This is a genomic window from Kitasatospora sp. NPDC088742 (genome assembly GCF_055584905.1).
Window position 1 is genome coordinate 1 of record NZ_JBVJLD010000091.1, and the last position, 11,115, is coordinate 11,115.

10 protein-coding genes are annotated in these 11,115 nt (G+C 74.0%); 4 read left to right on the forward strand and 6 right to left on the reverse strand.

Features of this window, described 5'->3' with window-relative positions:
• Window positions 1-90: 90 nt before the first annotated feature.
• Complete coding sequence (locus ACZ6ZR_RS37885) at window positions 91-999, reverse strand: TIGR01777 family oxidoreductase (protein WP_465650471.1); 909 nt, start codon at window positions 997-999, stop codon at window positions 91-93.
• Window positions 1,000-1,143: 144 nt separating this feature from the next.
• On the opposite strand from ACZ6ZR_RS37885, the gene ACZ6ZR_RS37890 reads away from it, so the two are divergent.
• From ACZ6ZR_RS37890 to pdxR, 3 genes are all read left to right on the forward strand, one after another.
• On the forward strand, window positions 1,144-1,641 hold the full coding sequence (locus ACZ6ZR_RS37890) for a GNAT family N-acetyltransferase (RefSeq protein ID WP_465650473.1): 498 nt from the start codon (window positions 1,144-1,146) through the stop codon (window positions 1,639-1,641).
• A gap of 72 nt (window positions 1,642-1,713) precedes the next feature.
• Window positions 1,714-2,631 (forward strand): hypothetical protein, encoded by a 918-nt coding sequence (locus tag ACZ6ZR_RS37895; RefSeq protein ID WP_465650475.1) that lies wholly within the window; start codon window positions 1,714-1,716, stop codon window positions 2,629-2,631.
• 53 nt (window positions 2,632-2,684) lie between these two features.
• Window positions 2,685-4,103 carry a MocR-like pyridoxine biosynthesis transcription factor PdxR gene (gene pdxR / locus ACZ6ZR_RS37900; RefSeq protein ID WP_465650477.1) on the forward strand — a complete coding sequence of 473 codons (1,419 nt, stop codon included), beginning with the start codon at window positions 2,685-2,687 and terminating at the stop codon, window positions 4,101-4,103.
• A 376-nt stretch (window positions 4,104-4,479) separates the two neighbouring features.
• Here pdxR and ACZ6ZR_RS37905 read toward each other — a convergent pair whose 3' ends face one another.
• Entirely contained in the window at window positions 4,480-5,079 is a 600-nt protein-coding gene (locus ACZ6ZR_RS37905) for a phosphoribosylanthranilate isomerase (protein ID WP_465650479.1), read from the reverse strand.
• Between the two features lie 166 nt (window positions 5,080-5,245).
• Between ACZ6ZR_RS37905 and ACZ6ZR_RS37910 the strand changes: the two genes are divergently transcribed.
• A complete protein-coding gene (locus tag ACZ6ZR_RS37910) occupies window positions 5,246-6,238 on the forward strand; it encodes a DMT family transporter (protein ID WP_465650481.1) in 993 nt (330 codons plus the stop codon).
• Here the strand turns inward: ACZ6ZR_RS37910 and ACZ6ZR_RS37915 are convergent.
• The 4 genes from ACZ6ZR_RS37915 to ACZ6ZR_RS37930 all read right to left on the reverse strand — a co-directional run.
• Window positions 6,207-7,253, reverse strand: coding sequence for a tetratricopeptide repeat protein (locus ACZ6ZR_RS37915; protein ID WP_465650483.1), 1,047 nt, complete (start codon window positions 7,251-7,253; stop codon window positions 6,207-6,209). The genes ACZ6ZR_RS37910 and ACZ6ZR_RS37915 overlap by 32 nt on opposite strands.
• A gap of 203 nt (window positions 7,254-7,456) precedes the next feature.
• A complete protein-coding gene (locus tag ACZ6ZR_RS37920; protein ID WP_465650485.1) occupies window positions 7,457-7,972 on the reverse strand; it encodes a DUF4240 domain-containing protein in 516 nt (171 codons plus the stop codon).
• A 78-nt stretch (window positions 7,973-8,050) separates the two neighbouring features.
• Window positions 8,051-8,830 carry a hypothetical protein gene (locus ACZ6ZR_RS37925; RefSeq protein WP_465650487.1) on the reverse strand — a complete coding sequence of 260 codons (780 nt, stop codon included), beginning with the start codon at window positions 8,828-8,830 and terminating at the stop codon, window positions 8,051-8,053.
• Window positions 8,827-11,115, reverse strand: a 2,289-nt coding sequence (locus ACZ6ZR_RS37930; protein WP_465650489.1) for a tetratricopeptide repeat protein, incomplete at its 5' end; no start/stop codon positions are given. The genes ACZ6ZR_RS37925 and ACZ6ZR_RS37930, both read right to left, overlap by 4 nt.

Sequence of the window (11,115 nt, forward strand, 5' to 3'; positions counted from 1 at the left end):
AGATTCGACAAACTCGCCGTCCGCTACGAAGCGACCGTGCTGGTCGCAGCCATCAACGAGTGGCTGTGACCAGCACTTTCGAAACAGGCCCTAGGCGACCGCCGCCCGGACCACCGCCTCCGCCGTCGGCTGCCGGAACCGGAAGCCCGACTGCAACAGCCGCTCCGGGACGACCCGGTGACTGCCCGTCACCTCCACCGCCATCTCGCCCAGCGCCACCTGGAGCGCGAACCGCGGCACCGGGAAGGGCGTCGGCCGCCCCAGGGCCTGCCCGAGCAGCTCGGTCATCACGCCGTTGGTCACCGGCTCCGGGCCGGTCAGGTTGAAGGAGCCGGCGAGCCCGGGCGTGTCGACCAGGTACCGCAGCGCCGCCACCTCGTCCTCCAGCGAGATCAGGCTCCAGTACTGGTGCCCGTCGCCCAGCCGCCCGCCGAGGCCGAGCCGGAACAGCGGCAGCAGCCGCCCGCCCGCACCTCCGCCGGTGGCCAGCACCAGCCCGGTCCGGGCGTGCGCGACCCGGATCCCGGCCGCCTCGGCGGGGGCGGTGGCCGCCTCCCACTCGACGCAGATCCGGGCCAGGAAGTCGTCGCCGGCCGGCGCCCGTTCGTCGATCACCTGATCGCCGGTCTGCCCGTAGTAGCCGACCGCCGAGCCGCTGACCAGCACCTTGGGCGGCTCCTTCAGCTCGGCCAGCGCGGCGGCCAGGGTCTCGGTGCCGAGCACCCGGCTGTCCCGGATCTCCCGCTTGTACTCCTCGGTCCACCGCCGGTCGCCGACCCCCGCCCCGGCCAGGTGCACCACCGCCTCGACCCCGGCCAGCCCGGCCCGGTCGATCTCCAGCCGGGCCGGGTTCCACCCGACGCCCACCGTCCCGTCCGGCTGCACGCCGGTCCGCGACCGCTGCCGCACCAGCCGCACCACCTCGTGGCCGTCCGTCAGAAGCGAGCGGACGAGCGCCGAACCGATCAGTCCCGTGGAACCAGTCACCGCGATACGCATGGCCCCATCCTGGCAGGTCGCCCCGGACGCTCCGCACCGGCACGGCCGTCACGACCCCGCCGCCGGCCCGGCTCCCCGCCCCGCCCAGGGTGTGCCGTGGGAAATCCCGGCAGGACGCGGACGCCCGTCGTTACGATGACGACCATGGGAGCCGACGACCTGTTCATACGCACCGCCAGGGACGAGGACGAGGAGGTGATCGCCCGGATCGACCGCGAGGCCTGGTCCTGGCTGAGCGACGTCGTCCCGCGGCCGGAGGAGAACGCCGAGATCTTCGACGACCGCCGCCTGCCCGAGCAGTTCCTGGTCGCCGAGCTGGACGGCAAGGTGGTCGGCCACATCCGCCAGGCCCCGCCCACCCCGCTGGTCAGCAACCGGCACGTGCGGCAGATCCAGGGCCTCGCGGTCTCGCCGGACGCCCGCGGGCGCGGCGTCGGCCAGGCCCTGGTCGAGGCGGCCTGCGCGGTGGCCAAGGCCGACGGCATCCGCAAGATGACCCTGCGCGTGCTGGGCCACAACGCCCCCGCCCGCCGCCTGTACGAGCGCTGCGGCTTCGTGGTGGACGGCGTGCTGACCGAGGAGTTCTGGATCGACGGCCGCTACGTGGACGACATCTGGATGGGCCGCCCGCTCGCCTCCTGAGCCCGCCGGCCACACGCTGACGCTTCGTCAACTGCCCTGACAGTTCGAACGGCTGAGCGCTACCGTACCGGGATGAGCTACTCGACGCCGGCCGGCTGGTACCCCGTGCTCGAACCGGGGCCGGACGGTCTGCCCCGCGAGCGTTGGTGGGACGGCGCGGCCTGGACGGACGAGTACCGCCTGCCGGACCAGGACACCGCCCCCGGCCCGCAGGACGCACTCCCGCAGCCGCCGGAGCCGCCCCGCCGGGCCTGGGTGGCGCCGGTGGCCGTCCTGGCGGTGCTGGCGCTGGCGGCGGGAACCGCCTTCTGGCTCGGCCGGGGCGACGACGGCAAGCAGGCCCAACTCCCGCCCCCGTCCGCCACGGTGAACTCCACGCCCTCCCCCACCCCGTCGCCCTCGCCCACCCCGTCGCCGCCCCCCACGCCCACCCCGACCCCCACGCCGGTGCTGCCGAGCAGCACGCCGCTGCAGTCCTTCGGCTCCCTGACCGACACCACCCACGGCTGGCGGGTGCCGCTCCCGGCCGGCTGGAAGAACAACCAGCCCAACGGCGACTCCGTGCTGCTCAACTTCACCACCCGGCCCTACGACTGCGGCATCGGCGACGGCTCCTGCGCGCGCGGCGTCTTCGAGGTGATCGCCGACGCGTTCAGCGGGGCCAGCGCCCAGGCCGTGGCCGAGGAGCGGATGGCGGAGTACGCCCCGGCGATGTTCGGCAAGCCCAACTCCCACCACCGCCTCGCCTCCGGCCCGGTCACCGTGGCCGGCGTCCCCGGCTACGCCGAACGCTGGCAGGTCGATCCGACGAAGGAGTCGAGCGGCAAGGTGCTCGTGGTCGCGGTCCCGTCCCCGGGCGGCGGCTACGCCGTCCTGGTCGGCTCGGTGGACGACCACCCGGACGCCCCTTCCGCCGCCCTCCTCGACCAACTCGTCGCCGCCATCCGCCCCGTGGCCGCCCAGGGCGGCACCGGCCCGGGCGCCGCCTGACCCGCACCCCGACTCCGCCGTGGCAGACTGGCCGCCGGGGGAGCGAGAAGGGGGTGGCCACCGTGGCCTGGCACCTGTCCGTCGAGGTCGACCGCGCCTCCGCCACCTCGCTGGCCGGGCAGCTCCAGGACGCCCTGCGCCACCGGATCGCCGACGGCGTCCTGCGCCCCGGCACCCGTCTCCCCTCCACCCGCCAACTCGCCGAAGACCTCGACGTCTCCCGCAGCGTCGCCGTCGAGGCGTACGAACAGCTGGCCGCCGAGGGCTACTTGACCTGCCGTCACGGCTCCGGCACCCGCGTCGCCGACCGCGCCCACGGCGCCGCCCCACCGCCCGCCGTCACCCTCCGCGAGCCGGAACCAGCCGTACCGGTCCGCTGGGACCTGCGCACCGGCCGCGCCGACCCCTCCGCCTTCCCCCGCCAGGAGTGGCTCGCCTGCTACCGCACCGTGCTGGCCACCGCCGGACGCGAGGAGCTGGACTACCCGCCGGTGGCCGGGCACCCGCTGCTGCGCCGCGCCCTGGCGGACTACCTCGGCCGGGTCCGCGGCGTCCGGGCCGAGGCCGGGACGGTGATGGTGACGGCCGGCTTCGCCCAGGGCCTCTCGCTGCTCTGCGAGGCGCTGCCCCGGCTCGGCGTCCGCACCCTCGCGGTCGAGGACCCGGGGCACCGGAGCCAGCGCCGGTTCATCGAGGAGTGCGGCATGCGGGTGGTCCCCGTCCGGGTGGACCACGAGGGCATCGACGTACGGGAGTTGGCCGCCACCGGAGCCCGCGCGGTGCTCGTCACGCCCGCCCACCAGTACCCGACCGGCGTGGTGCTCTCACCCGCCCGCCGCCAGGCCCTGGTGCGCTGGGCCCGGGAGACCGACGGCCTGGTGGTCGAGGACGACTACGACGGTGAGTTCTGGTTCGACCGCGACGCCCGGCCAGCCGCCCTCCAGGGGCTCGCACCCGAGCACGTGGTCTACGCGGGCACCGCCAGCAAGGCCCTGGTGCCCGGGCTGCGGATCGGCTGGCTCGCCGTACCGCCACCGCTCACCGCCGCGCTCGACCGGGTCCGCGCCCGGCGCGACCTCGGCACCGACGGCCTCACCCAGTACGCCTTCGCCGAACTGGTCACCAGCGGCCTGCTCGACCGCCACCTCCGCCGGGTCCGGGCCCGCTACCGCCGCCGCCGCGAGGTCTTCGCCCGAGCCGCCGCCGAACACCTCCCCGAGGCCACCCTGCTCGGCGTCTCGGCCGGACTGCACGGCTACCTCCGACTCCCGCCCACCACCGACGAGTCGGCCCTGGTCGCAGCAGCCCTCGCCCGCTCCGTCCTGCTCCATGGCGGCGCCCACCACCAGGTCACCCCCGGGCCCCGTCCCCCCGCCCTGGTGATCGGCTACGCCCACCTCCCCCTCGCCGGCATCACCGACGCCCTGGCCACCCTCCGCGACGCCCTCGCCGCCCAGGGCCGACCGACGTAAGCGGCTACGCCGCTGGGGGCGCGGGGCTCTGCTGATCTGCGGCTCCGCCGCGCGGGCGCGGAAGTGGCTACGCCGCTGGGGGCGCGGGGCTCTGCTGATCTGCGGCTCCGCCGCGTGGGCGCGGAAGTGGCTACACCCCTGGGGGCGCGGGGCTCTGCTGATCTGCGGCTCCGCCGCGTGGGCGCGGAAGTGGCTACACCCCTGGGGGCGCGGGGCTCTGCTGATCTGCGGCTCCGCCGCGTGGGCGCGGAAGTGGCTACACCCCTGGGGGCGCGGGGAACTGCGCGAGTTCGGAAGGCGGACCAGCGTGAGATCGGGGCAGGCGAGCCAGTTGCACGTGCTGCCGTTCCCCTGCACACCACCCAGGGCCGGCCGCTCAGGCCGCCTTCGCCGCCCGGACGAACTCGGTGATCAGTGCCGGGTCCTTCACCCCGCGCCGTACCTCCACCCCGCTCGACACGTCCACGCCCCACGGCCGGGCGGCCGCGATCGCCTCCCGTACGTTCTCCGGCGTCAGCCCGCCCGCCAGCAGCCACTTCCCGCCCGGCGGCTTCGCCCCCAACTCGGCCCAGTCCCAGGCCTCCCCGGAGCCCGGCACCGGCGAGTCCAGCAGCAGCAGGTCCTCGCCGAAGTCCCCGCAGGACGCCCCCGCCGCTGCGGCCGCCGAGGTCGCCCGGATCAGCGGTACCCCGAGATCTACCAACTCCGCGAAGGCGGCGGGCCGGTGGTTCCCGTGCAGCTGCGCCGCCCCGACCCCGGCCGCCCGCACCATCTCCCGGACGTATTCCGCCGGCTCCTCCCGGAACACCGCCACCGTCAGCACCCCCTCGGGCACCCCGGCCACCAACTCCCGTACCAGTTCCGGCGTCACCCGCCGCGGGCTCTCGGTCAGCACGAACCCGACCGCATCGGCCCCGGCCGCGACGGCCGCAGCGACATCCGGCGCGGTGCTCAGACCACAGATCTTGACGAACACGTCCCGCTCACTCCCGACTCGACGGCCCTGCCAGCCTAGTGCCGTGCCCGGCACTAGATCCTCCACCCGCCCCGAGGCCCCACGCACCCGCCACCCCAAGTGGTCCGGTGCCCCGCTCCCGAAGTGGTCGGGCAGACCGGACCACTTCCCCCTCAGGCTGCTTCCCATGGCCCGTCCCACCCAGCCCCGGACCCAGACCCAGACCCGGACCCTCCGCGGCAGCCTCGCCGCCGCCACCGCGATGACCGCCGTCGGCAGCTCCGCCGCCGTCGGCCCGCTGCTCACCGCCTACCCGCTCCTCGCGGGCCAGGCCTGGCGCTACCTCGCCGCCGGACTGATCCTCCTGATCCCCGGCCGGCGCCTCCCACCCCCACCCCGCCTGACCCTCCGTCAACGGGGCCGCGTCCTGGCCCTCGCGGCCACCGGCATGGCCGGGTTCAACGTCTTCCTCCTCAACGCCGTCGCCCACGCCGACGCGGCCACCGTCGGCGCCGTGGTCGGTGCCACCCCGGTACTCCTCGCCGTCACCGGACCACTCCTCGCCGGCCGCCGCCCCTCCACCCGAGTCGCCGTCAGCGGCCTGCTCACCGTGCTCGGCGTCCTGCTGATCCAGAGCCACGGCTCCGCCACCCCCACCGGGCTGCTCCTCTCGGCCGGAGCGCTGGCCTGCGAGTGCTGCTTCTCCCTGCTCGCGGTCCCGCTGCTCCCCGTCCTTGGCCCGCGCCGCCTCTCCGCCCTCGCCTGCCTGACCGCCGTCCCCCTCCTCGCCACCGCCTCCGCCGTCCTCGAAGGCCGCGCCGCCCTCCGCCTCCCGACCCCCACCGAGGCCGTCGCCCTCGCCTACCTCACCCTGGTCGTCACGGCGCTCGCCTTCTTCCTCTGGTACGCGGGCATCGCCCGCCTCGGCGTGGACCGGGCCGGCCTCTTCGCCGGCCTGATCCCGCTCGCCGCCGCCCTGCTCGGCGCCCTGCTCGGCACCGCCGCCCTCACCCCGCGGGTCCTCCTCGGCGCCGCCCTGGTCGGAGCTGCCGTCGCCTACGGTGTGGCCGCCCCGCCGCCGCCCGCCGCCCCGCCGCCGCCCGCAGGCCCCGACCGGCAGGCCGCCCGGGCCCGGCCCCGCCGGCGCCTCAGACCGACTGCGTCTCCAGATCGCGGCTGATCCGCCGCCACTCCCCGCAGGCGCGGGTGCTCGGATGCTCCTCCCCGAGCACCCGCGCCAGGCCCGCGAACGCCTCCACCCGCAGCCGCCCGGCGAGTTCGGGATCAGCAGCCCGGAGCGTCACCGCGCGGTTCGACAGGCAGCCGAGCACGTCCGGATGCCCGGCCCCGTACCGCGCCGTCAGGCCCTGGTACGCTCCCCGCCCCAGCTCCTCCGCCTTCACCGTATCCCCGTGCTCCGCAAGCGAGTTGGCGAGATTCGCCATGGCGATCAGGGTGTGCGGATGCGTCGGTCCGGCCAGCTCGCGCAGCCCGGACGCGCACCGGGTGCCGTGCAGCACGGCCTGCGCGGCCTCTCCGCAGGCCAGCAGGTGGATCCCGAGCCCGTTCTCGCAGACCAGCGTGAAGACGTGCTCCCGGCCGAACAGCCGCTGGTGCCCGGCCAACGCCCGGGCCGCCCCCGCCCGCAACTCGTCCACGTACCGGCTGACCGGCATGCCGCTCTCGGTCAGCCAGGCCGCCGCGATGCCGACCGCGAGGGGAAGGTCGCCCACGGCCTCGGCCACCCGGTCCGCGTCCTCCCGGGGCAGCGCCGGGTCGCGGCGGCACAGGTGCTCGACGCTCTCCGCCCGGGTGAACACGCTGACCGGCAGGACCTCCGCGAGTCCGGTCCAGGCCGGGTTCCGCGAGGTGATCAGGGTCCGTCCCGGACCGTCCGGCAGGAAGTCGCGGACGGCCTCCGGAGTGTCCGCGTTGTCGAAGACCAGCAGCCAGCGGGGGCTCGGCACCCCGCGCCGGAGTGCGTCCTTGAGCAGCCCCACCGGATCGGCGTCCGCGTCCACCGGCAGGCCGATCCGCTGCGCCAGCCGGGTCAGTGCCGCGGGCAGCAGCGCGGCCTGTTCCGCGTCGATCCACCACACCAGGTCGTACTGCTCCCGGTACCGGTGCGCGTACTCCAGCGCCAGCTGGGTCTTCCCGATCCCGCCCAGGCCCTGCAAGGTCTGCGGCGCGGTCACCACCGCCGTCGTTCCGGTGCCCGCGTCAGGACCCCTGCCCCGTACGCCGTCACGGCCGCCCCCACGTACGGCCCGATCTGCCCGACCAGCTCCGCCACCTCGGCCGACATGCCACCCCCTCGGTCCCTGTTCCGGCCATGCACCTCCAGGAGTTCCCAACTCCCGCTCAGGTCAACCGAGGTGGCGGCACACCGGCCGACCGGTCAGTCGCCGAACCGGGCCCACAGCGAGGGGTAGCGCTTCGCCATCTCCGTCGCGTCCTCGAAGTCGAAGGAGTCGCCCTCCGGCCGCCGCGGCTGCTGCACACCCAGATCGGGCAGTGGAAGCCCCGTCAGCTGCTCGTGCGCCTCGTCGGCGGCGTAGCCGATGTCCTCGGCCTCGCCGTCCTCCTCCTCGTCGAAGTCCGGCACCAGCTCGGCCAACGCGTCGGGCTCGTGCAGCGCTCCCTCGAACACCTCCCGCCCCTGCGCGATCAGCCAGCACCGGAAGTAGTCGAAGCTGTCCTCCGAAGCCCCGTCCAGCAACAGGTGCGCCGCCCCCCACAGGTCGTACCGGTACGCCCGCTGGAACCGCGCCTCGAACAGCCGCGCGAAGTCCACCACGTCATCGGGCGTCAGCTGCGCCAACCGCTCGACCAGCGCATCCGCCTGCTCGTCAGGGTCACCCTCGGCCGTGTCCCGGCTCTCGTCGATCAACTGCCAGAAGTCCGTCTCGTACATCACCGCTCCAGCATCGTCGTTCCCCGCGCCACACGCTAACGCGGCCGCCCACCGGGTGACCCCGTTCGTCCGTCCGCACTACATCCCGGCCGGCGGACCCCCGCCTGACGGTGGGTCGGTTGGTGGGTCGGACGGGCGGCCGACCAGCCCGCCGAACGGGAACATCGAAGTGAGCAGCCGGAGCCGCACCCCCGTCCCCCGGGGCTTCACCGGATCCCGGCGCGGCACCGGCCGGTGGGCCGTCCCGACCGGGATCACCGCCGCCGCGGGCAGCGCGGTCGATCCGACGTGGAGGGAGGGCAGGGCACGGGGCGTGTTGTCGTTCGCCTCCAGGAAGGCCGTCGCGGCCCGGTGGGCCCGGTCCATGTCGTAGCCGGCGCCGATGTTGCGGTAGAGCTCGGAGGCGTACCGGACGGCGTCGGTGTCGTCCAGCCGTCCGTCCGTACCGATGGCGCAGCCGAACTCCTCGGCGAAGGCGGTCGCGAGGTCGAGGCTGTGGCACGTGTTGAAGACGACCGCGAGGAGCTCCGGCGAAGCGTGGCTACGGACGAGCTTGAGCAGCCCGGGGGAGTGCACGGGCGCGTGGCCGCCGTCGTCGGTGGGCAACCGGAGGCTGCCGTCCTCGTCGGCGTGGCCGGCGATGTGGAGCAGGGTCGGCGTGCCGCTGCGCAGTTCGTGGGAGAGGTCCTCCAGCCTGGCGGCCGAGGCGACGCGGACCTCGGCGAAGGCGTCACGGAACTGGCAGTGGCGGAGGGCCTCCTTGATGTTCCGTAACTCCTCGTCCAGACGGAGGGTGGGGGCGGCGGCCTGCACGACGAGGACGGTGAGGGCTGCCGCCGGCCGGGCCGGGCGCGTCATTCGGCTGACGTTAGCAGGACCTGGATCAGCTCACTCAACGATGAGGCGTACTGGGGGTGTTGGCGGATGAGCTCGGCGACCTGGGTGATGGCGGCGGTGCGTTCGGAGGCGTCGACGGGCGACGGGCCGATGCCGGTCGGTGCCGGGTTCCCGTCGAGGGCGTCAGCGATCGAGGTGTGCAGCGCTGCGGCGAACTCGTCCTGGTGGACGGCGAGTTCGATAACGGCGCACCGGCGGATGCGGGCCGGGTCCGCCACCTCCAGCGCGGGCCGGAGGTAGACGCTGGCCAGGACGGACCGGTCCGAGAGCGCCTCGAAGGCGGTGTCGACGGAGGTGTCGAGGGCCAAGTGCAGGATGGCGAGGTGGAGTTGGGCCTCCAGGCCCTCACCTCCCGGCAGGTCGGCGAGGGAGCCGACGGCATCGGCCGACAGCAGGTCACCCTGGTGCTGTTCGAGGAAGGCCCTGGACTCGGGCCAGTCCCGGGTGGACATCCAGGCCCTGAACAGTTCACTGAGCACCGGGTAGCGGTAGGCGGCGTCGATCCCGGCTCCGGTCTGCCCGAGCAGATCGGAGAGGAAGACGACAACCTCCGGCGACAACGGGACCGCCTCCTCCACGGCGGTCGGGAGAGGTACCCGGGCGAGGGCCTCCGCGTGGGCGAGGTGGAATTGCCGTCGCTCGTGCCAGTCTCCGCTCCCCAACCAGGAGCGGACCAGGTCGATGCCGCGCTGCTCGATCGTGAGCCAGGCGGGAAGGGGCAGTTGGGTGTTGGAGCTCCACAGGTCGGTGATCAGTGCGAGATCCGGGACGGACCGGTGGGCCAGCTCGCGCAGGAGGGCGTGGCAGTGCAGTCGCAGGGGCGGCTCGACGGGCGGCTCCTGAACGATCAGTGAGATGAGGGCTTCGACACCGGGAGCGGTGCCGCCGGTATCGACGAGGTGCCGGGCCAGAACGAGCTTCAGGCGGTCGCTGTGAGGGCTGTGGAAGTCGGCTGCCACCTGTTCGAAGCGGTACGTGGCTTCGGCGGCCCGTCCCATGGCGGTGAGCTGCCCGGCGAGGTTGTTGAGGGCGGCGGCGAGCTTGGGGAGGAAGGCTTGGGGGTTGGTGGTGGCGAGGTCGCGGTAGTGCTCGACGGCTTCGGTGATGGTGGTCAGGGCGTCGTCGTGGTCCCCGAGGTCTGCCTGTATGCCGGCGAGGTTGTTGAGGGAGGCGGCGAGGTCGGGGAGGAAGGCGCGTGGGTCGGCGGCGGCGAGGCTGCGGCGGATGGTGACGGCTTCGGTGATGTTGGTCAGGGCGTCGTCGTGGTTCCCGAGGTCTGCCTGGGTGTTGGCGAGGTTGTTGAGGGAGCCGGCGAGCTTGGGGTGGAAGGCTTGGGGGTTGGTGGTGGCGAGGTCGCGGTAGTGCTTGACGGCTTCGGTGATGGTGGTCAGGGCGTCGTCGTGGTCCCCGAGGTCTGCCTGGGTGTTGGCGAGGTTGTTGAGGGAGGTGGCGAGGTCGGGGAGGAAGGCCTGGGGGTTGGCGGTGGCGAGGTCGCGGCGGATGGTGACGGCTTCGGTGATGGCGGTCAGGGCGCCCTGCAGGTCGCCGAGTTCGGAACGGTGGTTGGCGAGGTTGTTGAGGGAGGCGGCGAGGTTGGGGTGGAACGCTTGGGGGTTGGCGGTGGCGAGGTTGCGGTAGTGCTCGACGGCTTCGGTGACGGTGGTCAGGGCGCCGTCGTGGTCACCGGCACCGGCCTGCCGGTTGGCGAGGTTGTTGAGCGCCATGGCGAGGTCGGGAAGGAAGGCCCGGGGGTTGCTGGTGGCGAGGTCGCGGTAGTGCTCGACGGCCTCGGTCGCGCTGGCCAGGGCGCCGTGCCGGTCGCCGAGGGCTGCCTGCCGGTTGGCGAGGTTGTTGAGGGAGGTGGCGAGGTCGGGGAGGAAGGCACGGGGGTTGCTGGTGGTGAGGTCGCGGCGGATGGTGACGGCCTCGGTGACGGTGGTAAGGGCGCCGTGCCGGTCGCCGAGGGCTGCCTGCCGGATGGCGAGGTTGTTGAGGGCCATGGCGAGGTCGGGGAGGAAGGCTTGGGGGTTGGCGGTGGCGAGGTCGCGGTAGTGCTCGACGGCTTCGGTGACGGTGGTAAGGGCGCCGTGCCGGTCACCGAGATTCGCTTGAATGGTAGCGAGGTTGTTGAGGGCCATGGCGAGGTCGGGGAGGAAGGCTTGGGGGTTGGCGGTGGCGAGGTCGCGGTAGTGCTCGACGGCTTCGGTGACGGTGGTAAGGGCGCCGTGCCGGTCACCGAGATTCGC

Bases quoted from the DNA above. Each gene is read 5' to 3' on its own strand.
- ACZ6ZR_RS37890 (WP_465650473.1), top strand. From the start codon at position 1,144: ATGGGAGCCGACGACCTGTTCATACGCACCGCCAGGGACGAGGACGAG.
- ACZ6ZR_RS37910 (WP_465650481.1), top strand. From the start codon at position 5,246: ATGGCCCGTCCCACCCAGCCCCGGACCCAGACCCAGACCCGGACCCTC.
- ACZ6ZR_RS37925 (WP_465650487.1), bottom strand. From the start codon at position 8,830: ATGACGCGCCCGGCCCGGCCGGCGGCAGCCCTCACCGTCCTCGTCGTG.
- ACZ6ZR_RS37895 (WP_465650475.1), top strand. From the start codon at position 1,714: ATGAGCTACTCGACGCCGGCCGGCTGGTACCCCGTGCTCGAACCGGGG.
- ACZ6ZR_RS37885 (WP_465650471.1), bottom strand. From the start codon at position 999: ATGCGTATCGCGGTGACTGGTTCCACGGGACTGATCGGTTCGGCGCTC.
- ACZ6ZR_RS37920 (WP_465650485.1), bottom strand. From the start codon at position 7,972: ATGTACGAGACGGACTTCTGGCAGTTGATCGACGAGAGCCGGGACACG.